Annotated in this window: 24 protein-coding genes and 2 pseudogenes; 10 read left to right on the forward strand and 16 right to left on the reverse strand. The window is 70.7% G+C overall.

Annotation, left to right across the window (positions count from 1 at the left end):
• Positions 1 to 838: 838 nt before the first annotated feature.
• Positions 839 to 1,876, forward strand: coding sequence for a tryptophan--tRNA ligase (trpS, locus tag ACFYXB_RS04095; protein ID WP_389577477.1), 1,038 nt, complete (start codon positions 839 to 841; stop codon positions 1,874 to 1,876).
• On the opposite strand, the pseudogene ACFYXB_RS04100 reads toward trpS, so the two are convergent.
• The 8 genes and pseudogenes from ACFYXB_RS04100 to ACFYXB_RS04135 form a co-directional block, all read right to left on the reverse strand.
• A pseudogene (locus ACFYXB_RS04100) lies at positions 1,804 to 2,055 on the reverse strand (helix-turn-helix domain-containing protein); the annotation flags it as partial. The gene trpS and the pseudogene ACFYXB_RS04100 overlap by 73 nt on opposite strands.
• 38 nt (positions 2,056 to 2,093) lie before the next feature.
• Positions 2,094 to 2,906, reverse strand: coding sequence for a pyrroline-5-carboxylate reductase (gene proC / locus ACFYXB_RS04105; RefSeq protein ID WP_351350141.1), 813 nt, complete (start codon positions 2,904 to 2,906; stop codon positions 2,094 to 2,096).
• Between the two features lie 152 nt (positions 2,907 to 3,058).
• Entirely contained in the window at positions 3,059 to 3,856 is a 798-nt protein-coding gene (locus ACFYXB_RS04110; protein WP_389577479.1) for an ABC transporter permease, read from the reverse strand.
• Positions 3,853 to 4,644 carry an ABC transporter ATP-binding protein gene (locus ACFYXB_RS04115; protein ID WP_351350127.1) on the reverse strand — a complete coding sequence of 264 codons (792 nt, stop codon included), beginning with the start codon at positions 4,642 to 4,644 and terminating at the stop codon, positions 3,853 to 3,855. The genes ACFYXB_RS04110 and ACFYXB_RS04115 overlap by 4 nt, the downstream gene beginning before the upstream one ends.
• Positions 4,645 to 4,781: 137 nt before the next feature.
• Complete coding sequence (locus ACFYXB_RS04120; protein WP_389577482.1) at positions 4,782 to 5,600, reverse strand: class I SAM-dependent methyltransferase; 819 nt, start codon at positions 5,598 to 5,600, stop codon at positions 4,782 to 4,784.
• Between the two features lie 112 nt (positions 5,601 to 5,712).
• On the reverse strand, positions 5,713 to 6,231 hold the full coding sequence (locus ACFYXB_RS04125; RefSeq protein WP_389577484.1) for an EamA/RhaT family transporter: 519 nt from the start codon (positions 6,229 to 6,231) through the stop codon (positions 5,713 to 5,715).
• A 43-nt stretch (positions 6,232 to 6,274) separates the two neighbouring features.
• Positions 6,275 to 6,619, reverse strand: a complete 345-nt coding sequence (locus ACFYXB_RS04130; protein ID WP_389577486.1) for an SH3 domain-containing protein — start codon at positions 6,617 to 6,619, stop codon at positions 6,275 to 6,277.
• Positions 6,620 to 6,640: 21 nt separating this feature from the next.
• Positions 6,641 to 6,958 (reverse strand): SH3 domain-containing protein, encoded by a 318-nt coding sequence (locus tag ACFYXB_RS04135; RefSeq protein WP_351350121.1) that lies wholly within the window; start codon positions 6,956 to 6,958, stop codon positions 6,641 to 6,643.
• A 182-nt stretch (positions 6,959 to 7,140) separates the two neighbouring features.
• Between ACFYXB_RS04135 and ACFYXB_RS04140 the strand changes: the two genes are divergently transcribed.
• A complete protein-coding gene (locus ACFYXB_RS04140; protein ID WP_389577488.1) occupies positions 7,141 to 9,234 on the forward strand; it encodes a serine/threonine-protein kinase in 2,094 nt (697 codons plus the stop codon).
• Positions 9,235 to 9,285: 51 nt separating this feature from the next.
• Here the strand turns inward: ACFYXB_RS04140 and ilvD are convergent, their stop codons facing one another.
• The 4 genes and pseudogenes from ilvD to ACFYXB_RS04160 form a co-directional block, all read right to left on the reverse strand.
• Entirely contained in the window at positions 9,286 to 11,139 is a 1,854-nt protein-coding gene (gene ilvD, locus ACFYXB_RS04145) for a dihydroxy-acid dehydratase (RefSeq protein WP_389577490.1), read from the reverse strand.
• A gap of 151 nt (positions 11,140 to 11,290) precedes the next feature.
• Positions 11,291 to 11,893, reverse strand: a pseudogene (locus ACFYXB_RS04150) (TetR family transcriptional regulator); the annotation flags it as partial.
• Positions 11,894 to 12,102: 209 nt separating this feature from the next.
• On the reverse strand, positions 12,103 to 12,960 hold the full coding sequence (locus ACFYXB_RS04155; protein WP_351350116.1) for a sugar phosphate isomerase/epimerase: 858 nt from the start codon (positions 12,958 to 12,960) through the stop codon (positions 12,103 to 12,105).
• Positions 12,961 to 13,089: 129 nt separating this feature from the next.
• Positions 13,090 to 14,022 carry a Ppx/GppA family phosphatase gene (locus ACFYXB_RS04160; protein WP_389577492.1) on the reverse strand — a complete coding sequence of 311 codons (933 nt, stop codon included), beginning with the start codon at positions 14,020 to 14,022 and terminating at the stop codon, positions 13,090 to 13,092.
• Positions 14,023 to 14,093: 71 nt separating this feature from the next.
• Here ACFYXB_RS04160 and ACFYXB_RS04165 point away from each other — a divergent pair, with 71 nt between their 5' ends.
• Complete coding sequence (locus tag ACFYXB_RS04165) at positions 14,094 to 14,951, forward strand: hypothetical protein (RefSeq protein ID WP_389577494.1); 858 nt, start codon at positions 14,094 to 14,096, stop codon at positions 14,949 to 14,951.
• A 65-nt stretch (positions 14,952 to 15,016) separates the two neighbouring features.
• Here ACFYXB_RS04165 and ACFYXB_RS04170 read toward each other — a convergent pair whose 3' ends face one another.
• Positions 15,017 to 16,720 carry a hypothetical protein gene (locus ACFYXB_RS04170; RefSeq protein ID WP_389577496.1) on the reverse strand — a complete coding sequence of 568 codons (1,704 nt, stop codon included), beginning with the start codon at positions 16,718 to 16,720 and terminating at the stop codon, positions 15,017 to 15,019.
• 243 nt (positions 16,721 to 16,963) lie between these two features.
• On the opposite strand from ACFYXB_RS04170, the gene radA reads away from it, so the two are divergent.
• Entirely contained in the window at positions 16,964 to 18,373 is a 1,410-nt protein-coding gene (radA, locus tag ACFYXB_RS04175) for a DNA repair protein RadA (protein ID WP_389577498.1), read from the forward strand.
• A gap of 79 nt (positions 18,374 to 18,452) precedes the next feature.
• Entirely contained in the window at positions 18,453 to 19,577 is a 1,125-nt protein-coding gene (gene disA, locus ACFYXB_RS04180; protein ID WP_351350106.1) for a DNA integrity scanning diadenylate cyclase DisA, read from the forward strand.
• Positions 19,578 to 19,796: 219 nt separating this feature from the next.
• Here disA and ACFYXB_RS04185 read toward each other — a convergent pair whose 3' ends face one another.
• Positions 19,797 to 20,657, reverse strand: coding sequence for a hypothetical protein (locus tag ACFYXB_RS04185; protein ID WP_389577501.1), 861 nt, complete (start codon positions 20,655 to 20,657; stop codon positions 19,797 to 19,799).
• 168 nt (positions 20,658 to 20,825) lie between these two features.
• Here ACFYXB_RS04185 and ACFYXB_RS04190 point away from each other — a divergent pair, with 168 nt between their 5' ends.
• The 5 genes from ACFYXB_RS04190 (at position 20,826) to cseC (ending at position 25,312) form a co-directional block, all read left to right on the forward strand.
• On the forward strand, positions 20,826 to 21,701 hold the full coding sequence (locus ACFYXB_RS04190; protein WP_389577503.1) for an A/G-specific adenine glycosylase: 876 nt from the start codon (positions 20,826 to 20,828) through the stop codon (positions 21,699 to 21,701).
• A 212-nt stretch (positions 21,702 to 21,913) separates the two neighbouring features.
• Complete coding sequence (locus tag ACFYXB_RS04195) at positions 21,914 to 22,453, forward strand: SigE family RNA polymerase sigma factor (RefSeq protein ID WP_389577505.1); 540 nt, start codon at positions 21,914 to 21,916, stop codon at positions 22,451 to 22,453.
• Positions 22,441 to 23,100 (forward strand): hypothetical protein, encoded by a 660-nt coding sequence (locus ACFYXB_RS04200; protein WP_389577507.1) that lies wholly within the window; start codon positions 22,441 to 22,443, stop codon positions 23,098 to 23,100. The genes ACFYXB_RS04195 and ACFYXB_RS04200 overlap by 13 nt, the downstream gene beginning before the upstream one ends.
• A 168-nt stretch (positions 23,101 to 23,268) precedes the next feature.
• Complete coding sequence (gene cseB / locus ACFYXB_RS04205) at positions 23,269 to 23,973, forward strand: two-component system response regulator CseB (RefSeq protein WP_351350097.1); 705 nt, start codon at positions 23,269 to 23,271, stop codon at positions 23,971 to 23,973.
• Between the two features lie 13 nt (positions 23,974 to 23,986).
• Positions 23,987 to 25,312, forward strand: a complete 1,326-nt coding sequence (cseC, locus tag ACFYXB_RS04210) for a two-component system sensor histidine kinase CseC (RefSeq protein ID WP_389577510.1) — start codon at positions 23,987 to 23,989, stop codon at positions 25,310 to 25,312.
• Positions 25,313 to 25,322: 10 nt separating this feature from the next.
• Here cseC and ACFYXB_RS04215 read toward each other — a convergent pair whose 3' ends face one another.
• Positions 25,323 to 25,769, reverse strand: a complete 447-nt coding sequence (locus ACFYXB_RS04215; RefSeq protein WP_351350093.1) for a VOC family protein — start codon at positions 25,767 to 25,769, stop codon at positions 25,323 to 25,325.
• 58 nt (positions 25,770 to 25,827) lie between these two features.
• Entirely contained in the window at positions 25,828 to 26,280 is a 453-nt protein-coding gene (locus ACFYXB_RS04220) for a helix-turn-helix transcriptional regulator (RefSeq protein ID WP_389578627.1), read from the reverse strand.
• Between the last annotated feature and the right edge of the window lie 35 nt (positions 26,281 to 26,315).

Raw genomic sequence — 26,315 nt, forward strand, 5'->3', positions numbered from 1 at the left:
CTCCGTGAATGTTTTCCCGTAATCGGGATGAACACCACGAGAGCGGAACCGTCGAGCGGAATAAGCCCGACCGTTCACAGCGTCCTCGCTGTGTTGTTTCAAAGGAACCTCGACCACCGGAAAATATCCGGCGGACGGGGTATCAACATATCTGGCGTTGACTTTTGGCACGCTGTTGAGTTCTCAAGGAACGGACGCTTCCTTCGTACTCACCCTCTCGGGCTTTCCTCCGGGCGCTTCCCTTCGGTGTTTCCAGACTCTATCAGATCTTTTCTCGATCCGATTTCCTCGGTGCTTTCCAGGTTCCCGCTCTCGCGTTTCCCTTTCCGGCGGTTCCGACTCTATCAGATCCTTTCGGCACTGATTCCCGGTCGGCGGGGCTTGTCTTCGTGGCCGTTGGGCCGTTCCGACGAGTGAGACTTTAGCGGATTCCCGGCGCCCGAGCTAATCGGGGCCTGCGTCCTTTCGAACGCGGATTCCTCATTTCGCAAATACGCACGCCGAAACGCACGACGACGGATCGTCGATTGCTGGGTTGGTACCTGCAGAATGGCTGTCCGGGGACCGACCGCAGTCGGCGCTCACGTCGGACAACTCGGAGAACACTACGTATCCGGTTGGGGTGTGTCAACTCGCCCCCGGACGTCCCTCCGGGGGCGTACGGTGGACCATGTGATGACGCGTACGTGCAACGAACAGTGGCGGGCCGCCTGACGGCGGCCGTGCGCACGTATGCACTCAACGGCCGCCGCCTCGGCGGCCGTTTTCGTATCCCCCTCCAGGACTCCTGAGGGCCGGCCGCCCAGGGCGGCGGTCTCGACCAGGAGACGGAGTAGAGATGACACGGGTCTTCAGCGGCGTCAAGCCGACCGGACATCTGACGTTGGGGAACTACCTGGGGGCCATCCGGCAGTGGGCCGCCGTGGACCAGCACCAGTCGGACGCGTTGTTCTGCGTCGTCGATCTGCACGCGCTGACCGTGGACCACGACCCGGCGCGGGTGCGCAGACTCAGTCGGCAGGCGGCGACGCTGTTGCTGGCGGCCGGGCTCGATCCGCAGCTGTGCACCCTGTTCGTGCAGAGCCATGTCGACGAGCATGCGCGGCTGTCGTACGTGCTGGAGTGCGTGGCGACGGACGGCGAGATGCGGCGGATGATCCAGTACAAGGAGAAGTCCGCGCGTGAGCGCGCGGGGGGCGGGAGTGTGCGGCTGTCGCTGCTGACGTACCCGGTGCTGATGGCGGCGGACATCCTGGCCTATGGGACGGACGAGGTGCCCGTGGGGGACGACCAGGCGCAGCACGTGGAGCTGACGCGGGATCTGGCGGTGCGATTCAACCAGCGGTACGGGCATACGTTCGTGGTGCCGAAGGCGACGGTTCCAAGGGTTGCCGCGCGGGTGATGAACCTGCAGGACCCGCTGTCGAAGATGGGGAAGTCGGACGACTCGGGGCCGGGCGTCGTCTATCTGCTCGACGAGCCGGACGTGGTGCGCAAGAAGATGATGCGGGCCGTGACGGACAGCGGGCGGGAGGTCGTGTACGACCGGGAGGTGCGGCCGGGGGTGGCGAATCTGTTGGAGATCCTGGCGGCGTGCACGGGTGGGAACCCCGAGGCCTTGGGCGGTGTATATGAGTCGTACGGCGCCTTGAAGAAGGACACCGCGGAGGCCGTGGTCGAGGTCCTCAAGCCCGTACAGGCCAGGCACAAGGAGTTGTGCGCGGATCCTGTGTATGTGGAGGGGGTGCTTCGGGATGGTGCGGAGAAGGCGCGGGCGATGGCGCGGCCGACCGTCGATGCGGCCTATCGGGCGATCGGGCTGCTGGAGCCCTTGTCGGAGCCCGAGCCGGAGCGGGTGCTGAACGCGGCGCGGTAGGCGCGCGGGCTGGTGGCGAGGCGCGATGCGAAGTGCTGGCGCATCGTGACCTCGCTGCCGAAGCCGGCGCGGCGGGCGGCCTCGGGCATGGAGAGGTCGGTGCGTTCGAGGAGTTCCTGGGCGGCGGCGATGCGCTGGTCGAGGAGCCGGCGCAGCGGTGTCGTGCCGGTGGCCGCTGTCGTGAGTGGCCACGCCACCGAGCTCGGTCCCGCTGAGGTCAGTCCTTCTTGCCGGAGGCCAGTTCGCGGCTGCGGTCGCGGGCGGCTTCGAGGGCGGCGATGAGGGCGGCTCGTACGCCGTGGTTCTCGAGTTCGCGGATGGCGTTGATGGTGGTGCCGGCGGGGGAGGTGACGTTCTCCCGGAGTTTGACGGGGTGTTCGCCGCTGTCGCGGAGCATGGTGGCGGCGCCGATCGCGGACTGGACGATGAGGTCGTGGGCCTTGTCGCGGGGCAGGCCGAGGAGGATGCCGGCGTCAGTCATGGCTTCGACCAGGTAGAAGAAGTACGCCGGGCCGGAGCCGGAGAGGGCCGTGCAGGCGTCCTGCTGGGACTCGGGGACTCGGAGCGTCTTGCCGACGGCGCCGAAGATTTCCTCGGCGTGGGCGAGGTGGTCCTCGGTGGCGTGGGTGCCGGCGGAGATGACGGACATGGCCTCGTCGACGAGGGCGGGGGTGTTCGTCATGACGCGGACGACCGGGGTGCCCGCGGCGAGGCGCTCCTCGATGAAGGAGGTGGGGATGCCAGCGGCTCCGCTGATGACCAGGCGGTCGGCGGGGATGTGCGGGGCGAGTTCATCGAGGAGGGCGCCCATGTCCTGCGGTTTGACCGTGAGGATCAGGGTGTCGGCGGTCTTCGCGGCCTCGGGGTTGGTCACCGGGGTGACGCCGTGCCGGGCGCGGAGTTCCTCGGCCCGTTCACGACGGCGGGCGGTCACCAGGAGGTCGGCGGGAGCCCAGCCGGCTCGGATCATTCCGCTGAGCAGGGCTTCACCGATCTTGCCGGTGCCGAGGACTGCGACTTTCTGGACCATGGCGGGGGATGCCTCCGGGGGTTCGTCGTCCGGGGTACATCGTCGCACTGGGGGTGTGGAGAGGGGGGCGACTGTCCGGTGGGCGGACGGTGGGCGACCGTGGGGGACTTCCCGTCGGCCCGGCCCGGCGCCGGGGGGTGCCGGCCGGTCGGTCACGGTGTGCGGCGGCGCAGGGTTGCCGCGCCCAGGGCCAGCACCAGCAGCGCGCAGCCCGCCACGATCAGGGCGTCCCGGATGAAAGTGGCTGTCATGTCGGTGTGGTCGAGAACCTCGTTCATGCCGTCGACCGCGTAGGACATGGGGAGGACGTTGGAGATGCCCTCGAGGACGGGGTGCATGTTGGAGCGCGGGGTGAAGAGGCCGCACAGGAGGAGTTGGGGGAAGATCACCGCGGGCATGAACTGGACTGCCTGGTATTCCGAGGCCGCGAAGGCCGAGACGAAGAGACCGAGGGCCGTACCGAGCAGGGCGTCCAGGAGTGCCACCAGGAGCAGGAGCCACGGGGAGCCGGTGACGTCCAGGCCGAGGAACCAGACGGCCAGACCCGTGGCGAGCGCCGACTGGATGATCGCGAGGGTGCCGAACGCGAGGGCGTAGCCGGCGATGAGGTCGGCCTTGCCGAGGGACATGGCGAGGAGGCGTTCGAGGGTGCCGGAGGTGCGTTCGCGCAGGGTGGCGATGGACGTGACCAGGAACATCGTGATCAGCGGAAAGATCCCCAGCAGGGAGGCGCCGATGCCGTCGAAGGTGCTCGGGCTGCCGTCGAAGACATAGCGGAGCAGCAACAGCATCACGCAGGGGATCAGGATCATCAGCGCGATCGTGCGCGGGTCGTGGCGCAGTTGGCGCAGGACCCGGGTCGCGGTGGCGGCGGTCCGGGAGGCGTTCAGGGCGCTGATGGGGGCGAGGCGCGCGGGGGTGGCGGGGGTGGTGGGCGTCGTCGTACTCATCGCGTCGTCTCCTTGGTGCGGCTCGCTGCGACCGCCTCGTCGACCAGGTGCAGGAACGCCGCCTCGACGGTCTCCGAGCCGGTACGGGTGCGGAGGGCTTCCGGGGTGTCGTCGGCGAGGATCTCGCCCTCGCGCATGAGGAGGAGCCGGTGGCAGCGCTCGGCCTCGTCCATGACATGGGAGGAGATGAGGAGGGTCGCGCCGCGGGAGGCGGCGATGTCGTGGAAGAGGTTCCACAGGTCGCGGCGCAGGACCGGGTCGAGGCCGACGGTGGGTTCGTCGAGGACCAGGAGTTCGGGTGCGCCGAGGAGGGCCACGGCGAGGGAGACGCGGCTGCGCTGGCCGCCGGAGAGGTTGCCGGCGAGGGCGTCGGCGTGGCTGGTGAGGGCGACGTCGTCGATGGCTCGGGTGACGTCGGCCCGGCGGCGTTCGGCGGCAGCACGGCCGGGGTCGAGGATCGCGGCGAAGTAGTCGAGGTTCTGGCGGACTGTCAGGTCGTCGTAGACGGAGGGGGCCTGGGTGACGTAGCCGATACGGGTGCGGAGGGCGGGGTGGCCGGCCGGGCGGCCGAGGACCTCGAGGGTGCCGGTGACCTTGGCCTGGGTGCCGACGATGGAGCGCATCAGCGTGGACTTGCCGCAGCCCGACGGTCCGAGCAGCCCCGTGATCTGACCGCGTGGGACGGAGAAGTCGAGGCCGCGCAGGACGGTGCGGGGGCCGCGTACGACAGTGAGGGCCGCGGCCCTGACCGCCGGGGTCTCCGAAGCACCGGGCGAGTAATTCATCATGTGATGAATAATGCTCGGGGCGCGAGGAGCCGTCAAGTGCCGGGCGGGGTACGAAAAGGGCCCGCGCGGCTGCCTCCGGCGGGTGAGGGTGAGGAGCGAGGAGGGCTGCGGCGCGGGCCGGGTGCTGTGGGTGAGGATCAGTCGGTGTCGGCTTCGGCTTCGGTGGTGGCGACGAGCAGGACTACGTCGTACGTCTCCTCGACGTTGCCGTCCGGGAAGACCTTCAGCAGGTGGGTGCGCTCCTCGTCGAGAAAAGCGGCGGTGCGCTCCTGCGGGGTGACGAGGAAGAGCGAGTGGCTGCCGAGGTTGGCGAGATGGGTGTCGACCGGGACGCGGCGGCTCCAGCGGACGGCCCGCCGGGTGAAGCGGAGGCGTCCGCTGGGGTCGGCCCGGTCGACCCGTTCGGCCGCCTTGCGCTGCTCGACGGTGATGTCGATGCCGTGGAAGCGGACGGCGCGTTCGGCGGCCTCGGCGATCCACTCGACGTCGAGGGCATCGGTGTTCCACCACAACGCGAGCGCGCCGCCGGGCCGCAGAACACGCAGAGCCTCCGGCACGGAGCGGGCCGGATCGGTCCAGTGCCAGGCCTGCGCATAGGTGACGAAGTCGGCGGAGGCGTCGGCGAGAGGCAGGGCGTTGCCGTTGCCGCGCACGATCGGAACGCCGGGGAGGTTGCGGTGGAACTCGGCTGCCATCCCGTCACCGGGTTCCACCGCGACCACGTCTGCGCCGCGGGCGTGCAGCAGTGCGGTCGCGATACCCGTCCCCGCACCGACGTCCACGACCCGGGCGCCGGCGAGGGGACGGGCGGCGAGTTCTTCGACGGCGTCGAAGAGGGCGGGCGGGTAGGAGGGGCGGTTCGCGGCGTACTGGGCCGCGGCGGCGTCGAAGGAGCGGGCTCGGGTGGAGGGGGAGTTGTCCGGGGCGGGGGTGGAGGTGGGCGGCTTCGCGGTCATGAGGACATGGTGGTGGGGGTGGGGTGGGAGAGGACAGGGGGGTGGGGTGGGGAGGTAGGGGCGGGGTTGACCTGGGCCCTGCGGTGAGCGCGGACGACAAAGGCGGCGCGGGCTATTTCTTGCGGCGCTTCTTCGAGGGGTTGCCGGTGCGGCGGGCCCAGCGGCTCTCGTACTGGCTGCGGGCCGTCTCGTACTCCACGCGGTGCAGCTTCTCGCCCGGGGCCTCGGTGAGGGAGCGGAAGAAGTAGGCGAGGAGCGAGCCGACGAAGCCGATGGCCAGGAGGCCGCGGAGGGAGGCCTGGCGGTCGGCGTCGGGGCGCCTGCCGAAGCCGTCCCAGGTGTTGCGGAAGGCCAGCGCGCTGCAGATCGCGAACATCGCGACGACCAGCACGGTCACGAAGGCACCGGTGTCCGCGATCTGCAGGCCCTGGTAGGCGAAACGCAGGACCAGGCAGGCGACGACGGCCGCCGCGAGCGAGCCGACGGCCACACCGGCGCGGCGGGCCGCGTAGCCGTCGTCGTGGTTCACCCAGGACGTACCGAAGAAACGGAGGGGCTCGGGGCGGGGGCCGTTCGGCTCGCCTCCGGTGGAGCCCGCGGGGGTGTCCGGGGTGCCGGGTTCGTCGCTCACGGGACGATTATGGCGCCGGGGGGTGCGGGCTCGGGTCGGGGGGTTATCCGCAACGGTCAGCTACGTAGCCGTCGCTGCCCGTCTGGACGTAGGTGTCGGACACGTACTCACCGATGTCGATGTTGTCCCAGATGTTCGAAGTGCCGTAGTAGCCGGTCACCGTCGTCCCCGGTGTCTGGCAGAAGATCGGTACGCGTGTGTTTACGGGCAGGACGCGCACGATGCCGTAGGTAGTGCCGGGACCGCTGCGGACGTTCAGACGGATATCCGGGGCGACCGGGTAGGTGCGGATTGTGGCCGCGTCGGCAACAGCAGAGGTTCCCAGCACCATGAGAAAGGCGCCTGCGGCGCCCGCGAGCAAGACGGTTCCGCGTCTGCGAGATGTCATCTCTGTCCCTTCAGAAATGAGTCAGGCGCAGCGGTCGGCCACGTAGCCGTCGCTGCCCGTCCGTACATAGGCGTCGGACACGTACTCGCCGTTGTCGATGTTGTCCCAGATCTTCGACGTGCCGTACGGACCCGTCACCGTCGAACCCGGCGTCTGGCAGTAGATCGGGACGCGCGCTCCCTCGGGCAGGACACGCACGACGCCGTAGGTGGTACCAGGGCCATTACGGACGTTCAGACGGACGCCCGGGGCGACCGGATAGGTCCGAAAGATCACCTCCGCCGTGACGGCTTGGGGCTCTGCCCCGTTTTCGACCTCTTCGGCACGGTCAACAGACATGAAAAACCTCCCCCGTTGGACCCCATGACTGACATGGGATCTCGTTGATTCCCATCAAACACGCCCTGAAACACGCGTGCGCAACTCGCACTCGGAGGCTAGCAAGCCGCCTCCGTCTCGTACGAGTCATCGACTAGGCTCCGTGCGTCGCGCGCGCGGACGAACAGCACGGGGGTGGTCCCATGGCGCCACAGTGGAACACCGGAGCGGGCGCGGAAGCGGAACTTCCCGAGTACGCCGGTCACTACCGCCTGGAGTCCTGCCTGGGCTCGGGTGGCATGGGTGTCGTACATCTGGCCAGGAGCACCTCGGGGCTCAAGCTGGCGGTGAAGGTCGTACACGCCGAACTCGCCAAGGACCGCGAGTTCCGAGGCCGTTTCCGGCAGGAGGTGGCCGCCGCCAGGAGGGTCAGCGGTGCCTTCACCGCGCCCGTCGTCGATGCCGATCCGGAGGCCGGACGGCCCTGGATGGCCACCCTGTTCATTCCCGGGCCGACCCTTTCCGAGTACGTCGAGCGGAATGGGCCGATGCCTGCCGCCCAGTTGCGTCGGCTGATGGCCGGGCTCGCCGAGGCCCTGCGGGACATCCATCGGGTCGGGGTCGTGCATCGCGATCTGAAGCCGAGCAACGTGCTGCTCGCCGAGGATGGGCCCAAGGTCATCGACTTCGGCATCTCCCGGCCGCAGGACAGCGAACTGCGCACCGAGACCGGGAAGTTGATCGGTACGCCGCCCTTCATGGCGCCGGAGCAGTTCCGGCGACCGCGTGAAGTGGGGCCCGCCGCGGACGTCTTCGCGTTGGGGTCGGTGCTGGTGCATGCGGCGACCGGGCGTGGGCCGTTCGACTCCGACAGTCCGTACGTCGTCGCCTACTCAGTCGTCCATGACGCGCCGGACCTCGATGGCGTACCGGAAAGCCTCGCTCCGCTGGTGCTGCGATGCCTCGCCAAGGAGCCCGAGGACCGTCCGACGCCCGACGAACTGATGCAAGAACTGCGTTCGGTGGCCGCCTCGTACGACACACAGGCGTTCATGCCGGCGCAGCGGACGGGCGACAACAGGCCGAAGCCGGAATCCGTCGTGCCGCATGCCGTCCGGCGCCGGCGTCGCCTCTCCAAGCGGGCCGCCCTCTCCTTCGGGGCCCTCGGCCTCGTCGTGGCGGGAGCGCTTTCCTCGGTGCCGTGGCTAGGGGACGACGGCGGTCCGACGCCGAAGGAGGCCGGCGCCCAGAGCACGTCGCCCGAATTCGGCAACTGGCATGCGGAGCCGGTCGGCGAAGGCTCGGCGACGTCTCAATGCTCCTATGGAGCAGGGAAGTTGTTCTGTTCCCGTCCCGGGCTGGCTTTCGCCCTCGACGCGTCGAACGGCACGTTGCTGTGGCGGCACAAGGTCGCCAATGGACGTACGAAAGAACCGCCGGCCCTGTCAGGCGGACTCGTGCAGTTGATCACAGGGAAGGGCCGGCAGCTGGAAGCGCTCGACCCGGCTTCCGGTGCAACGCGTTGGAAGTGGGAACTGCCCGCGCAGGGTGCTGTGCGGTACGCCGGCGGCATGGCCCTCGTCACGGGCGCCGGCGCGTCACTCACCGGCGTGGACACCGCTTCGGGCGACACCAAGTGGAGTCGGCCGGTCTCTGGAGGCACACCGTCCCTGGCCTGCTTCGGCGGCGACCTGCTGGCGTACGTGACCACCGCCTCCGAGGACGGGACACACACGCGGGTCACCGCGGTGGATCCGGCCACGGGTACCGAGCGGTGGACGGCACAGCTGAGGGGCGCACTGAAGCTCGTCGGCAGCCAGGGCGGATCCCTGTTCCTGCTGTCCCTCGACAGCACCGCGAGTGAGACGAACGCGGTGCTCCGCTACACACCAGCCTCGAAGTCGTCGCGCAGGGTGCCACTGTCGGCTCCGCGCCTCTCCGCCCAGGCCTCCGTCCGCGGCGACGTCGTCTACCTTCTGGCCACCGGCGGCTCGCTGGAGGCCGTCGATGTGGCTCAGGGCAAGCGGGTCTGGCACACGCAGACATCGGTCAGCCGTGGCTCGGCACCGATCAGCGACGGCGACCACGTGTACCTCACCGCCGCCGACGGACGTCTGCTCGCCGTCGACGCCCGTGACGGAAGCCTCGTCGGGCAGACCCCGCCGCGGCTCGGCAGGAACTCCGGTGACGTCACCGCCGCTCTCCCGACACCCCTGATCGCCAACGGCCACATCTACGCCACCGCCCCCGACGGCACCGTCTTCGCCGTGGACGCACACGATCCCTCGGCCTGGTGACATGGCAAAGGGCCGCCCCCACACGAAGGCGGCCCCAGCCGGAAAAACCCGTCAGCCGAGTCGGCTCACATCCCGCACCGCGCCCTTGTCCGCGCTCGTCGCCATCGCCGCGTAGGCCCGCAGGGCCGCCGAGACCTTGCGGTCGCGGTTCTTCGGGGCGTACGTCCCGCCGAGGGCCTGCTCGCGGCGGGACAGTTCCGTCTCGTCGACCAGGAGCTCGATCGACCGGCCCGGGATGTCGATGCGGATGCGGTCGCCGTTCTCGACGAGGGCGATCGTGCCGCCGGACGCCGCTTCGGGGGACGCGTGGCCGATCGAGAGGCCGGACGTGCCGCCGGAGAAGCGGCCGTCGGTGATCAGTGCGCAGCTCTTGCCCAGGCCACGGCCCTTGAGGAACGACGTCGGGTAGAGCATCTCCTGCATGCCGGGGCCGCCCTTCGGGCCCTCGTAGCGGATGACGACCACGTCACCGTCCGTGACCTGCTTGGCGAGGATCTTCTCGACGGCCTCTTCCTGCGATTCGCAGACGACCGCCGGGCCCTCGAAGGTCCAGATGGACTCGTCGACGCCGGCCGTCTTCACCACGCAGCCGTCGACCGCCAGATTGCCCTTCAGGACCGCCAGGCCGCCGTCCTTCGAGTACGCGTGCTCCACGCTCCGGATGCAGCCGCCCTCGGCGTCGTCGTCCAGGGCGTCCCAGCGCTCCGACTGGGAGAAGGCCTCCGCCGAGCGGACGCAGCCGGGGGCCGCGTGCCAGAGTTCGATCGCCTCGGCCGACGGGGAGCCGCCGCGCACGTCCCAGGTCTTCAGCCAGTCCGCCAGGGACGGGCTGTGGACCGCGTGCACGTCCTCGTTGAGCAGGCCCCCCCTGTGCAGTTCACCGAGCAGGGCGGGGATGCCGCCGGCGCGGTGCACGTCCTCCATGTAGTACGTGCGGTTCTTCGCGAGGTTGGGGGCGACCTTCGCCAGGCAGGGAACCCGGCGGGAGACCGCGTCGATCTGCTCCAGGCCGAAGGGGACGCCCGCCTCCTGGGCGGCCGCGAGCAGGTGCAGGATCGTGTTCGTGGAGCCGCCCATCGCGATGTCGAGCGCCATGGCGTTCTCGAAGGCCGCGAAGGTGGCGATGCTGAGCGGGAGGACCGTCTCGTCGTCCTGCTCGTAGTAGCGCCGGGTGAGGTCCATGACCGTGTGGGCGGCGTCGACGTACAGCTGCTTGCGGGCCGTGTGCGTGGCCAGGACCGAGCCGTTGCCGGGGAGGGAGAGGCCGATGGCCTCGGTCAGGCAGTTCATCGAGTTGGCCGTGAACATGCCGGAACAGGAGCCGCAGGTCGGGCAGGCGTTCTCCTCGATGTTGAGGACGTCCGCGTCCGAGACCTTGTCGTTGGCGGCCTCGACCATCGCGTCGATCAGGTCGAGCGTACGGACCGTGCCGTCCACCAGGGTGGCGCGGCCGGCCTCCATCGGACCGCCGGAGACGAACACCGTCGGGATGTTCAGGCGCAGCGCCGCCATCAGCATGCCCGGGGTGATCTTGTCGCAGTTGGAGATGCAGACCAGGGCGTCGGCGCAGTGGGCCTCGACCATGTACTCGACCGAGTCCGCGATCAGGTCGCGGGAGGGGAGGCTGTAGAGCATGCCGCCGTGGCCCATCGCGATGCCGTCGTCCACCGCGATCGTGTTGAACTCGCGCGGGATGCCGCCCGCCTCCTTGATCGCCTCGCTGACGATCCTGCCGACCGGCTGGAGGTGGGTGTGGCCCGGCACGAATTCCGTGAAGCTGTTGGCGACCGCGATGATGGGCTTTCGGCCGATGTCCGCACCGGGTACACCGGAGGCGCGCATAAGGGCGCGGGCGCCCGCCATGTTGCGGCCGTGGGTGACTGTGCGGGACCTCAGCTCGGGCATCGTCGCTCGCTCCTTCAGGGACTGCTCTACAGGCTGCGATAGAGACTGCGATCAGAGAGACTTCTGATTGCTCACGAGCGTACGCCGGTCATCCAGGGGTCGGGACGCGGTGTCCGGAATGCGGGACGCCTGTCTTGCGCCGGCCCGACGATCAGGGTCCCGTCAGATGCCCCTGCACCACCGGCGCCACCCGCGCCACGATCTGCTCCAGGTCCGCCGACGCCAGCGGCTCCACCTTCATCACGTACCGCAGCATCGCACAGCCCACCAGCTGCGCCGCCGCCAGCTCGGCGCGCAGCTCGGCGTCCGGCAGATTCAGCTGGCCGGCGATGCGGCGCAGCAGTTGGGCGGCGATCAGGCGGCGGAAGACGGCGGCGGCGTTGTCGTTGTTGACGGCGGAGCGGACGATCGCCAGCAGGGGTGTACGGGTGGTGGGGTTCTCCCAGATGCCGAAGATGAAGCGCGTGAGCCGCTCGCCGACGCCGTCCATCGGGCCCTCGGCCACCGCCATCGGCGCGTTCAGCGCGGGCGCGAAGGCGACCTCGATGGCCGCTTCGAAGATCTGGTCCTTGGTGCCGAAGTAGTGGTGGACCAGCGCCGAGTCGACGCCGGCGGACTTGGCGATGCCGCGTACGGACGTCTTCTCGTAGCCGCGCTCGGAGAACTCCTCGCGGGCCGCCGTCAGGATGCGGTCGCGGGTGTCTGCGGACTCCGTGCGCGGGGGGCGGCCACGGCGGCGGGCGGTCGCGTCGGTACGGCTGTCCGTCGCGTCGGTGCGGCCGGCGGTCGCTTCGGCCCGGCGGCCGGATGGGTCGCTCCGGCCGGACGTCGCCTTGCTCCGGCCGGATGTGGCCTCGCTCCGGCCGGCGGGCGGGCCGCTCCGGGCGGTGGTCGCGTCGCTACGGCCGTCTGTCCCGCCGGTACGGCCGTCTGTCGCGTCGGCCCGGCCGGGCCTGGTGTCGGTCATCGTCGGGGGACCTTCACTGCGGAGGCCAGGTGGAGGCGGGTGAAGGCCAGGGCCTCCGCCAGATCGGCCTCGCGTTCGGCGCTGGACATGGCGCGCCGCGTGTTGACCTCGATGACGACGTGCCCGTCGAAACCGGTCAGCGCGAGACGTTCCAGCAGTTCGGCGCAGGGCTGGCCGCCGCGGCCGGGGACCAGGTGCTCGTCCTTCGCCGAACCCTTGCCGTCCGCGAGGTGGACGTGGCCGAGGCGGTCGCCCATGCGGTCGACCATGTGCAGGGCGTCGGTGCGGGAGGTCGCCGCGTGGCTCAGGTCGATCGTGAAGTGGCGGTAGTCGTCCTTGGTGACGTCCCAGTCGGGGGCGTACGCGAGCATCTCGCGGTCCCGGTAGCGCCAGGGATACATGTTCTCGACGGCGAACCGTACGTCCGTCTCGTTCGCCATGCGCCAGATCCCGGCGACGAAGTCACGGGCGTACTGGCGCTGCCAGCGGAACGGCGGGTGGACGACCACGGTGCTCGCGCCCAGCCTCTCGGCGGCCGCGCGGGCTCGCTGGAGTTTGACCCAGGGGTCGGTGGACCACACGCGCTGGGTGATCAGCAGGCAGGGGGCGTGCACGGCGAGGATCGGGATGCGGTGGTAGTCGGACAGCCTGCGCAGGGCGTCGACGTCCTGGCTGACCGGGTCGGTCCACACCATGACCTCGACGCCGTCGTAACCGAGGCGCGCGGCGATCTCGAAGGCCGTCGCCGTGGACTCCGGGTAGACGGAGGCAGTGGACAGGGCGACCTTCGCATCCGGGATTCGGACGGGGACGTCCCTTGGTTCAGCCACGTTGGACAGGGTACGGGGTGTCATTGGTTCGGGTGTTGGTTGCCTGTTCGCCGTGTGGGGTCTGCTTCCTGGGCGCGTGCGGGTTGCCCTTGGCTGCTCGCGCCCACGCGGCGGAGCCGCATATCGATACAGCCCCGCGCCCCTGGGCAACGGCTACGCCGTGCCCATATGGTCCAGTCGGCGCAGAATCACGCCCTCCCTCAGCGCCCACGGACAGATCTCCAGGTTCTCCACGCCGAACAGGTCCATCGCGGCCTCGGCCACCAGGGCGCCCGCCAGCAGCTGGCTCGAGCGGCCTTCGGAGACTCCGGGGAGTTCCGAGCGCTGGTCGGTGGTCATGCCTGCCAGGCGGGGGACCCAGGCCTCCAGGGACTGGCGCTTCAGTTCTCGCTGGACGTAGAGGCCGTCCGCCGAGCGGGCCGCGCCGGCGATGCGGGCCAGCTGCTTGAAGGTCTTGGACGTGGCGACCACGTGGTCGGGGGCGCCGGAGCGGCTGAACTCGCCGACCGTACGGGCGATCTGGGCGCGGACGTGCCTGCGCAGGGCCCTTATCGCCTCGGGGGCGGGCGGGTCGCCGGGCAGCCAGCCCGCGGTCAGGCGGCCGGCACCGAGCGGCAGCGACGCGGCCGTGTCCGGTTCCTCGTCGATGCCGTAGGCGATCTCCAGGGAGCCGCCGCCGATGTCCAGGACCAGCAGTTTTCCGGCGGACCAGCCGAACCAGCGGCGGGCGGCCAGGAAGGTGAGACGGGCCTCCTCGGCGCCGGTGAGGACCTGGAGCTCGACGCCGGTCTCGGCGTGCACGCGCGCGAGGACGTCGTCGGCGTTGGTGGCCTCGCGCACGGCGGAGGTGGCGAACGGCAGCAGGTCCTCGACGCCCTTGTCCTCGGCGGCCTGGAGCGCCTCGCGGACGACTCCGACCAGTTTCTCGATGCCGTCGGGGCCGACCGCCCCGTCCCCGTCGAGAAGCTGGGCCAGCCGCAGCTCCGCCTTGTGGGAGTGCGCGGGCAGCGGGCGTGCGCCGGGGTGTGCATCCACCACCAGCAGATGCACCGTGTTCGATCCAACGTCGAGGACACCGAGTCTCATGTACGGAACGCTACTGCCACCTGCGGCGTCAGCCGTCCCCGGAGCGGTCCTCGGCGTCTTACTCTGGACGCGTGCCAAAGACGAAAAAGGCGAAGGATCACAAGCCAGCCAAATCCTCCAGCGGTTCTTCGCAGGCGAAGCCATCGAAGAAATCGAAGAAGGCCGAGGAGATCCGCGCAGCCGACGAGAAGGGGCTCGATTTCGCGCGCGCGTGGGTGGAGTTCCCCGATCCGGCGGACGACGAACAGGTCTTCCGGTGCGATCTGACCTGGCTGACCTCCCGGTGGAACTGCATCTTCGGCAGCGGCTGCCAGGGCATCCAGGCGGGCCGCGCGGACGACGGGTGCTGCACGCTGGGTGCGCACTTCTCCGACGAGGACGACGAGAAGCGGGTCGCCGAGCACGTGGCGCGACTCACGCCGGAGGTCTGGCAGCACCACGACGAGGGCATGGAGCACGGCTGGGTCGCGGAGGACGAGGACGGTGCCCGGCAGACGCGCCCGTTCCAGGGGTCGTGCATCTTCCAGAACCGGCCCGGTTTCGCCGGCGGCGCGGGCTGCTCGCTGCACATCCTGGCCCTGCGGGAGGGCCGCGAGCCGCTGGAGACCAAGCCGGACGTGTGCTGGCAGCTGCCGATCCGGCGGACGTACGACTGGATCGACCGGCCCGACGACACGCGCGTCCTCCAGGTCTCCATCGGTGAGTACGACCGCCGGGGCTGGGGTCCGGGCGGCCACGACCTGCACTGGTGGTGCACGTCGGCGACGTCGGCGCACGGCGCGGGCGATCCGGTGTACGTCTCCTACCGGGCGGAGCTGACCGAGCTGATGGGCAAGGCCGGCTACGACCGCCTGGTCGAGCTGTGCGAGGAGCGTCTGGCGTCCCGGCTACCGCTGCTGGCGCCGCATCCTGCGGATCCGCTGGGCTGACCCACGGACCGCTCTGGCACGCCGACCCGCGCGTTTCATACCTGCTCCTCCCGCAAGGGACCGCCCTAGCTCCCGCTCGGGCCGGGTTCCATGCTGCCGCTCTCCGACGGGGACGGCGTTCCGGAATCCGTCGGGGACGGGCTCGTCGGTGTCGGGGTCGGATCGGTCGGGGTCGGCGAGGCGCTGGTCGGCGGGTCGGTCGGGGCCGAGGTCGTGGGGGCCGGGGACTCGGTCGAGGGCGGCGGCGGGGTTCCCGGGCCGGAGGGGCCGGTGGGCGCGGTGCCGTGGCCCTGGATCGAGACGACGGCGCCCGCTGGTGACACCGCCACCCGCGCGCTCCAGTGGCCGGACGGTTCACGCAGGGGGTCGACGTACACCTTGATCGTCAACGACTCGCCGGGCCGCAGGGTTCCCGAGGACTGACTGAAGTAGAGCCACGCGGCCGAGGTGGACGCGGACCAGCGCACCGGTGCGGAGCCGGACGCGGTGAGCGTGACGAGCGTGGTGTCGCCGCTCTTGCCGGCGGACACCGCGAGCCGGCCCGGGCCCTTCTTCCCGGCGCCGGAGACGCTGACGACCTCCACGGAGACGTCGGGCCTGCCGTCCGTGCCGATGTGGTCGCCGGGTGTGGTGCTGGCGTTCCCCGCGTTCTCGTAGCCGCCAACCGCGTCGCCGCCGAGGCTGGCGGGGTCGTCGGCCTCGCGCGCGGTGGCGGCGGGGCCGTCGGGCCCCTCGCCGGTCGACGAGCCACGGTAGGCGGCCCACAGGGCGAGCACGGGAGCGGCGACGACGGTGGCGACGACGGTCGTCGTGACGGCACGCGCGCGTAGCCGGTCGCGGCGGGCGGCGCGGTCCTTGGGGTCCATGGGGAAGCCGCGCCGGTCGAAGCGCGGCATGTCGGTGCCCCGCGCGCGCGGGTGGTGCGCCAGGGCGAAGTGCAGGGCCGCGCGGGGCGCCTCGAGGACGGGCAGTTCGGCGGGGGTGACGGCCGCGCCGGGCCAGCCCCCCGGGATCGCGCGCTCGGCGGTGCGGCGGCAGCGGGGGCAGTCGTCGACGTGCCGGACGAGTTCGCGCCGTACGGCCGCGCTGAGGACGAGCTGGTGGTCGCCGGTGAGGCGGGCCACCCCCGGGCAGGTGCCGGTCTCGACGACCGCGAGCGCGGCGCGGGTGCGCTCGACCTCGCAGGCGGCCGAGGCGAGCAGGTCGCGGGCGGCGGCTTGGTTCATGCCGAGGACGGCGGCGACCTCATGGGCGGCGAGGTGGTGACGGACGGCGAGTTCGAGCGCCTCGCGCTGCTCCGGGGTGGTTCCGGCGGCCTCCGGCCAGGCGAGCAGAGCGAGTTCGCGTCGCCGCCGCTCCTGGACCTCCTCGGAGACGGACGGTCCGGCGGGCTGTGCGACGCGTCGGTGCGAGGTGCCGTCCCGGCCGGACGCGTGGGTGGCATGACGTTTCTGCTTGGTCTCGGCCAGCTTGCGCAGGCACGCCCAGCGGGCCAGCGCGTAGAGCCAGGCCCTGCGGTCGCCGGCCGCCTCCGGGCCGCGCTGATCGCGCCGCTCGGCGAGCACCAGGACGTCACACAGAGCCTTGGTCGCCGTGTCGTGGTCGCACAACACCGACAGGCAGTAGGTGAACAGACCGTCCAGGTACGGCTCGTAGCGCGCTGGAGGTCGCTGCGCCAGCGCGCGCGCCGCTGCGCGGTCGCGCGCCTCCTTGTGCGCCCGGTGTGCGCCGGTGGTGCGGGTCGAGATTTCCGGACTGCTGCTCATCACCTGTGCGACCGTAGGCGGCTCCCGACGGGCGCTTCCTGCGCCTTGAGCACTTTTAATCCGTACGGGTGAAACGATCCCTCATAAGAGGACACGAGCCCTTCACCGCATGGATCGATCGTGATGCGTGGTGGCCGGTTGCGGCCCACTCACACCCGCCTCGACCGCCACGGCGTGCGCCCCGCTCCCCCACGCGTGGGACGACCCGGATCCGCGTTGTCAGTGCCGGCGGCTACGGTTTCGTCCATGGCTGCCCGTACCAAGACCACCAAGGACCGCCCGTCCTTCCGCTGCACCGAGTGCGGCTGGCAGACGGCCAAGTGGCTCGGCCGCTGCGCCGAGTGCCAGGCCTGGGGGACGGTGGAGGAGTACGGCGCGCCCGCGGTGCGGACGACGGCGCCCGGCCGCGTCACCACGTCCGCGCTGCCCATCGGCCAGGTCGACGGGAGGCAGGCCACCGCCCGCACGACCGGCGTGCCCGAGCTGGACCGGGTGCTCGGCGGCGGCCTGGTGCCCGGCGCGGTGGTGCTCCTCGCGGGCGAGCCCGGCGTCGGCAAGTCCACACTCCTGCTCGACGTGGCGGCCAAGTCGGCCAGTGACGAACATCCCACCCTCTATGTCACCGGCGAGGAGTCGACGAGCCAGGTCCGGCTGCGCGCCGACCGCATCCACGCCCTGGCCGACCATCTGTATCTCGCGGCCGAGACCGATCTGGCCGCCGTTCTCGGCCACTTGGACGCGGTGAAGCCGTCCCTGCTGATCCTCGACTCCGTGCAGACGGTCGCCTCTCCGGAGATCGACGGCGCCCCTGGCGGCATGGCCCAGGTGCGCGAGGTGGCCGGGGCGCTCATCCGGGCATCCAAGGAGCGCGGCATGTCCACCCTCCTTGTGGGCCACGTCACCAAGGACGGCGCGATCGCGGGCCCGCGCCTCCTGGAGCACCTCGTGGACGTCGTCCTCCAATTCGAGGGCGACCGGCACGCGCGCCTGCGCCTTGTCCGCGGGGTCAAGAACCGGTACGGCGCGACGGACGAGGTCGGCTGCTTCGAACTGCACGACGAGGGCATCACGGGCCTCGCCGACCCGAGCGGACTTTTCCTGACACAACGCGCCGAACCGGTTCCCGGGACCTGTCTCACGGTCACCCTGGAGGGCCGCCGTCCGCTGGTCGCCGAGGTGCAGGCGCTGACCGTCGACTCGCAGATCCCCTCCCCGCGCCGTACGACGTCCGGACTGGAGACGTCCCGGGTCTCGATGATGCTGGCGGTCCTGGAGCAGCGCGGCCGGATCAGCGCGCTCGGCAAGCGGGACATCTACTCGGCGACGGTCGGCGGCGTGAAGCTCTCGGAGCCCGCCGCCGACCTCGCCATCGCCCTCGCGCTCGCGTCGGCCGCCAGTGACACCCCGCTGCCGAAGAACCTCGTCGCCATCGGTGAGGTCGGCCTCGCGGGCGAGGTCAGACGGGTCACGGGCGTGCAGCGCAGGCTCGCGGAGGCGCACCGCCTGGGCTTCACGCACGCGCTCGTGCCGGGCGACCCGGGCAAGGTCCCTGCCGGTATGAAGGTCCTGGAAGTGGCGGACATAGGGGACGCACTCAGAGTGCTTCCGCGCTCACGTCGCAGAGAGGCCCCACGGGACGACGAGGACCGCCGGTAGACTTTGCCCTGGTCTCGCCCGTCCGTACGAACCGAGTACGCGCCGGGAGCGCCCCAGAACCTGCGACCGGAGGAGTGCAGTGGCAGCCAACGACCGGGCAGCAGCTCCCGGAAAACTCGGTGGGAGTGCCGGTTCCGATGGCATGATGCGCGCCTCGCTGAGCGCCGTGGCACCTGGTACGGCCATGCGCGACGGCCTGGAGCGGGTACTGCGCGGCAACACCGGCGGACTCATCGTGCTCGGGTGCGACAAGACGGTCGAGGCGCTGTGTACCGGCGGCTTCGTGCTGGACGTGGAGTTCACCGCGACCCGGCTGCGCGAGCTGTGCAAGCTGGACGGCGGCATCGTGCTCTCCTCCGACCTGTCCAAGATCCTGCGGGCCGGCGTGCAGCTGGTGCCGGACCCGACGATCCCCACGGAGGAGACGGGCACACGGCACCGCACCGCGGACCGTGTCTCCCGGCAGGTCGGCTTCCCGGTGGTCTCCGTCTCCCAGTCCATGCGGCTGATCGCCCTGTACGTCGACGGGCACCGCCGCGTCCTGGAGGACTCGGCCGCGATCCTCTCCCGCGCCAACCAGGCCCTGGCCACCCTGGAGCGCTACAAGCTCCGCCTCGACGAGGTCGCGGGGACGTTGTCGGCGCTGGAGATCGAGGACCTGGTCACGGTCCGTGACGTCTCCGCGGTGGCGCAGCGCCTGGAGATGGTGCGCCGCATCGCGACGGAGATCGCCGAGTACGTGGTGGAGCTGGGTACGGACGGCCGCCTCCTCGCCCTCCAGCTGGACGAGTTGATCGCGGGCGTCGAGCCGGAGCGCGAACTGGTCGTGCGGGACTACGTCCCCGAGCCCACGGCAAAACGCTCCCGTACGGTCGAGGAGGCCCTGTCCGAGCTGGACGCTCACGCCCACGGCGAACTCCTCGAACTCCCCACGGTGGCCCGGGCCCTGGGCTACACCGGCTCCCCCGAGGCCCTCGACTCCGCGGTCTCCCCCCGCGGCTTCCGCCTGCTGGCCAAGGTCCCCCGCCTCCCGGGCGCGATCATCGACCGCCTGGTGGAACACTTCGGCAGCCTCCAGAAACTCCTGGCAGCCAGCGTCGACGACCTCCAGACGGTGGACGGCGTGGGCGAAGCGCGTGCGCGCAGCGTACGGGAGGGCTTGTCGAGACTGGCGGAGAGCTCGATCCTCGAGCGCTACGTCTAGTCTCCGACGGGTCGAAGCCTGTCTGCCCGGCTGTGGGCAAGTCCTGCATCTCGCGCGGCGCCCGCCCAGCAGCGGCAGTCGCCGTACCCGCCGCAGCTGCGGGCAGTCGTGCCGCTGGGGCGATGGGGCCCCCGCTCGAGCGAAGCCGAGAGTGGGGGAGGTTGGGCGCAGCGGCACCCCGCAAGCGCGGGCAAGCGAAACCCACCCCCGGCCGGCAGCCTAGTCAGCCGCCAGCACAAACGACGTCTGCGCCTTCTGGAACCCCGGAGCCGCAGCCTCCAACAGATACGTCCCCGCCCCCGCCGCCCCCGCCGGAGGCGTAGCGCACTCGGGAGCACTGGGCTTCCGGTCCCACTTCACGGTGTACGTGATGCTGCTGCCCGCCGGCACCCGGTACATCTGGCTGCCGGAGACCTTGGGACAGTCGGCCGAAGACCAGTAGTCGTCACTGCTGTCGGCCTGAGTGACCGTCAACACCGCCTGCTTGGGCCCGAGATCGATCTTGCAGTCGCTCCCGGACGTGTTCTTCGCGGTGATCTCGAACGCGGGCGTCTCGTCCGGCGAGTAGGAGTTGCGCAGACTGCGCAGGCTCAACTTCACCGACCCCGCAGTGCAGTTGGGAAGCACGGAGGACGCCGGCACCTGGTCGCCCGAACTGACCCCGCCGGCAGACCCATCACCGGAGCCGTCACCCGCACCGCCACCAGCCCCCGCGGAACCACTCCCGCCGCCCGACCCGGAGTCTCCACCGTCCCCGGACCCTGTGGACCCACCTGACCCGGCCCCGCCGGCGCCCCCGCCGCCGGAACCCCCGCTGTCGGAACCCCCGCTGCCCGACTCGTCCCGCCCGCCCGGGTGTTGGCTGATCGCGGGCTCGGACCCGGACGGTCCCGGCGTGATCGTGGACACGGGGTTTTTGCCGTTGGACCCGTCGGCGATGTTCTTGCCGCCCCCGCCGCCGGACGTGACGATCCACGCGACCAGCAGCGCCAGGAGGGCGACCACCGACAGCATGACGGCCCTCCGTCGCCAGTAGATGGACGAGGGAAGCGGCCCGACCGGATTGCGCAGAGATCCCACGGCGCAAACTGTACGAGAGATCGGCGCGCTTGCTTGCGTCACCCGCCGCCCCGGTCCAACTTTTCCGGATCATCATCACGGCAACTGCCGCCAACGCACCCATGCTTCGCCCACCCCGGCGCCGCCACGGACCGTGTCCGCCTCACCCGTGGCAGGATCGGGAGGGCCATGACTGAGAAGCTGCACGCCCCCGTGATCGCCTGGTTCGACATCCATGCCCGCGACCTCCCCTGGCGCCGCCAGGAGGCGGGCCCGTGGGGCGTGATGGTCAGCGAGTTCATGCTCCAGCAGACGCCCGTCAACCGAGTGCTGCCGGTCTACGAGCAGTGGCTGGCCCGCTGGCCGCGCCCCGCGGACCTCGCCGAGGAGCCGCCCGGCGAGGCCGTCCGCGCCTGGGGCCGGCTCGGCTATCCGCGCCGCGCCCTGCGTCTGCACGGCGCCGCGGTCGCCATAACGGAACGGCATGGAGGCGACGTACCGACGGACCACGCGCAGTTGCTCGCGCTGCCCGGCATCGGTGAGTACACGGCCGCCGCGGTGGCCTCCTTCGCCTACGGCCAGCGGCACGCCGTACTCGACACCAATGTCCGCCGGGTCTTCGCGCGGGCGGTCACCGGCGTGCAGTACCCGCCGAACGCCACCACGGCCGCGGAGCGCAAGCTGGCCCGCGAGCTGCTGCCAGAGGACGAGAAAACGGCCGCGCGCTGGGCAGCCGCCTCCATGGAGCTGGGCGCGCTGGTGTGCACGGCGAAGAACGAGACGTGCACGCGCTGCCCGATCGCCGACCGGTGCGCCTGGCGGCTCGCGGGCAAGCCGGAGCACGAGGGGCCGCCGCGCCGTGGTCAGACGTACGCCGGGACGGACCGCCAGGTGCGCGGCAAGCTGCTCGCCGTACTGCGCGAGGCGCATGCGCCCGTGCCGCAGACGTCGCTCGACCGGGTGTGGCACGAGCCGGTGCAGCGGGCCCGGGCGCTGGACGGGCTCGTCTCGGACGGGTTGGTGGAGCCGCTGGCGGGCGGCCTGTATCGACTTCCCCTGGTCTGACATATCGCCCATATCAGGCCAATTGACCACGCCTGCTCACCCGTTGCCTACTTCCGTTACACAACCGACGGACAGCCGAGTGCTAGCCGCAGGCTGCTACGCACAGCCCCGTGACAACCGCTCCGTAGCTTCATTTCTGTGCCCGACTCGACCACCGGGCCACAGGAACGACAGGCACGGGCCGAGAAATACGGGGATCGGAGGCGGTTGGTATGGCGCAGGGTGAGGTGCTCGAGTTCGAGGAGTACGTCCGCACCCGGCAGGACGCGCTGCTGCGCAGCGCCCGTCGGCTGGTTCCGGACCCTGTCGACGCCCAGGACCTGCTTCAGACGGCGCTGGTCAGGACGTACGGCCGCTGGGACGGCATCGCGGACAAGCGCCTCGCCGACGCCTACCTGCGCCGGGTGATGATCAACACCCGGACCGAGTGGTGGCGGGCGCGCAAGCTGGAGGAGGTCCCGACCGAGCAGCTGCCGGACGCGCGCGTGGAGGACTCCACCGAACAGCACGCCGACCGCGCGCTCCTGATGGACATCCTGAAGGTGCTCGCTCCGAAGCAGCGCAGTGTCGTCGTGCTGCGACACTGGGAGCAGATGTCCACGGAGGAGACGGCCGCCGCCCTCGGCATGTCGGCCGGAACGGTCAAGAGCACGCTGCACCGGGCGCTCGCCCGGCTCCGCGAGGAGCTGGAGGCGCGCGATCTGGACGCACGCGCGCTGGAGCGTGAGGAGCAGGAGCGTTGCGCGGCCTGACCGGCGCCGGGCCCAGCCGGGCCCGGGCGAGCCTGCAGGCGGCGATCACGGCACTGGCCGTGTTCGCCGCCCTCGGCCTTTTCGTCGCCTCCTGCGCCACCGGCGGCACCGGAGCCCGTGACGAGGGCCCCGCGCACGCCGACTCGGTGGCGGGCGTGGCGGTCTCCCCCGACCCCGAGCCCAGCCCCTCCGACAGCTACCGGAGCGTGGACGCGGTCCGCCTGGTCAAGGAGGACCCGAAGGTCTCGGCGGCCGTCAAGCGGGACCTCAAGCCGTGCGCCGGCGACGAGTACCCGGTCGACGTGTCGTACGGCGATCTGACCGGCTCGGCCGCCAAGGACGTCGTGGTCAACGTGCTGACCTGTGGTGACGCGGTGGGCGTCGGTTCGTATGTGTACCGCGAGAGCGGCGGGCGCTACGAGAACGTGTTCCGCGCCGAGGAGTCCCCGGTGTACGCCGAGATAGACCGGGGCGACCTGATGGTGACCAAGCAGGTGTACGAGAAGGGCGACCCGGTCTCCAGCCCGTCCGGCGAGAACGTGATCACGTACAGCTGGACCACGGGCCGCTTCGTCCAGGAGTCGTACCACCACACCGACTATGGCAACGCGGTCGGCGGCTCGGCATCACCGGTCCCGGACTCCTGACCGCGACGGGCGCGGGACGGGAGCGGGACGCGGTCAACCCGGCGGGCGGGGTCCTACGTCACTTGAGTGACGACGCCGGAATCATCCGTACGAGAACCCACCGACACCAGTTCCGCCGGTACGAGAACCACCGGCACGAGAATCGACACGAGGACTGAGAGCACCGGGATGGCAGACCAGACCCACGTTCTGTTCGTCGAGGACGACGACGTCATCCGCGAGGCCACCCAGCTCGCCCTGGAGCGGGACGGCTTCGCGGTCACCGCGATGCCCGACGGGCTGTCGGGCCTGGAGGCGTTCCGGGCGGACCGCCCCGACATCGCGCTCCTGGACGTCATGGTCCCGGGTCTGGATGGGGTGAGCCTGTGCCGGCGCATCCGTGACGAGTCGACGGTGCCGGTGATCATGCTGTCGGCGCGGGCCGACTCGATCGATGTCGTCCTGGGCCTGGAGGCGGGCGCCGACGACTATGTGACCAAGCCGTTCGACGGTGCCGTGCTGGTCGCCCGCATCCGCGCGGTGCTGCGCCGGTTCGGACACGCGGGCGGCGCCACGCAGGCCGAGGAGGCCGACGCGTCGGTGACCGGCGGCACGCTGGCCTTCGGCGACCTGGAGATCGACACCGAGGGCATGGAGGTGCGCCGGGCCGGGCAGCCGGTGGCGCTCACGCCGACCGAGATGCGGCTGCTCCTGGAGTTCTCCTCGGCGCCGGGCACGGTGCTCTCGCGCGACAAGCTTCTGGAGCGGGTGTGGGACTACGGCTGGGGCGGGGACACCCGGGTCGTCGATGTCCATGTGCAGCGACTGCGCACCAAGATCGGCCAGGACCGGATCGAGACGGTCCGTGGCTTCGGCTACAAGCTCAAGGCCTGAGCGGGGCAGGGGCATGCGGGGGATCAACCGAAGTCTCAGGACAGGCCTCAGAACAGGCCTCAGATGGAAGCTCAGCGCGGCCATCGCGCTGGTCGGCGCGCTGGTGGCCGTCGCGCTCAGTCTCGTCGTGCACAACGCGGCCCGCGTCTCGATGCTGGACAACGCGCGCGACCTCGCGGTCGAGCGCGTGCAGATCGCCCAACGCAACTACGAGTTGTCCGGGCGCCCGAACTTCCCCAGCGTCAAGATCGACGACCCCGACCTGCCGCCCGCGCTGCGGGAGAAGGTCGACGAGGGCCGCCGGGCCACCTATGTCACCGACCACGGCGGCAGCGTGCCGGACATCTGGGCAGCCGTCCCCGTCAAGGACGGTCACGTCCTGTCGCTGCACACCCACTTCCCGGACCGCAGCACGGACGTGATGAAGGACCTGAACCAGGCCCTCGTCATCGGTTCCATCGCGGTCGTCCTCGGCGGCAGCGCGCTCGGCGTGCTGATCGGCGGGCAGCTGTCGCGTCGGCTGCGCAAGGCGGCGGCTGCTGCGGGCCAGGTCGCCAAGGGCGAGACGGACGTACGCGTGCGGGAGGCCATCGGCGGTGTCGTACGGGACGAGACCGACGACCTCGCACGGGCGGTGGACGCCATGGCGGACGCGCTCCAGCAGCGGCTGGAGGCCGAACGCCGGGTCACCGCGGACATCGCCCACGAGCTGCGCACCCCCGTGACCGGACTGCTGACCGCCGCCGAACTGCTGCCGCCGGGCCGGCCGACCGAGCTGGTCCTGGACCGGGCCAAGGCGATGCGCACCCTCGTCGAGGACGTCCTGGAGGTGGCCCGCCTGGACAGCGCGTCCGAGCGGGCCGAGCTCCAGGACATCATGCTGGGCGAGTTCGTCGCCCGGCGTGTGGCGGCCAAGGATCCGTTGATCGCCGTACACGTGGTGCACGAATCGGAGGTCACCACCGATCCGCGGCGCCTGGAGCGGGTGCTGTTCAACCTGCTCGCCAACGCCGCCCGGCACGGCAGGCCGCCGGTCGAGGTCACCGTCGAGGGCCGGGTCATCCGGGTCCGCGACCACGGGCCCGGCTTCCCCGAGGAACTGCTCGCCGAGGGGCCGAGCCGTTTCCGCACCGGCAGCAAGGACCGCGCCGGGCAGGGGCACGGCCTCGGGCTGACCATCGCGGCCGGGCAGGCGCGGGTGCTGGGTGCCCGGCTGACGTTTCGCAACGTACGGCCCGTGGGCGCGCCGGCGCACGTTCCCTCGGAGGGCGCGGTGGCGGTGCTGTGGCTGCCGGAACACGCGCCCACGAACACGGGCAGTCACCCGATGATGCCCTAGGGCCCCGTGATCAGCTCGCCCAGTCCTTCGACAGGTCCAGGTCGCCCTCGCGGGCCTGGGTGAAGGAGAACCAGTTCCCGGAGTCGTCGCGGAACAGCGCCTCGGTACCGTAGGGGCGCTCCTGCGGCTCCTGGAGGAACTCCACCCCGCGGTCCTTGAGCGTCTTGTAGTCGCCGTGGATGTCGTCGGTGGCAAGCACTCCGGCGCCGAGTACGCCCTTGCCGAGGAGCTTCTTGACCATCTCCGCGGACTCGGGGTCCATGGCGGGCGGGCCCGGCACCATCAGGGTCAGCTCGACGCCTGGCTGGTCCGGGGAGCCGACTGTCAGCCAGCGCATACCGCCCTCGCCCATCGTCATGTCCGTACGGACCTCGAGGCCCAGCTTTTCCGTGTAGAACTCCTTGGCCCGGTCCTGGTCGAGAACCCAGACGGTGGAGATCCTCAGTCCCTTGATCATGGTGCGCTCCTGTACGCGGCGGTTGTCTCCTGCCCCGTCACCGTAGGCAGCCACGGTCTCATGGCGCTTCTTCGGAATTGCGGTGTACGTCATCGCCGTGTGCGTCATTGCCGTACGCGACGCCGGGACCCTGTCGGAATCCGCCCGCCCAGAGCATGGCGTAGCACCCCGGTATGAGGGCGGCCCCGCGTCCCACGTGTTTCGCCCGGTACTCACTGGGGGTCAGCCCTGTCCAGGTCTTGAACCGGGCGGAGAAGGTGCCGAGGCTGCTGAAGCCGACCAGGTTGCAGATCTCGGTGACCGTGAGGTTGGCGGTGCGCAGCAGGTCCTCGGCCCGCTCGATCCGGCGATGGGTCAGATACTGGCCGGGCGTCTCGCCGTACGCCTCCTTGAAGGCCCGGATGAAGTGGTAGCGCGAGTAGCCCGCGTGCGCGGCCAGGGTGTCCAGGTCCAGCCCGGGTTCGGCCCAGTCGCGGTCCATGGCGTCCTTGGCCAGGCGCAACCGGCGCATCTTGTCCATGGAGCCGATGGTGACACGCGGCACTG

Origin of the sequence: Streptomyces sp. NPDC002619, assembly GCF_042889305.1 — a bacterium.
GTDB lineage: Bacteria > Actinomycetota > Actinomycetes > Streptomycetales > Streptomycetaceae > Streptomyces.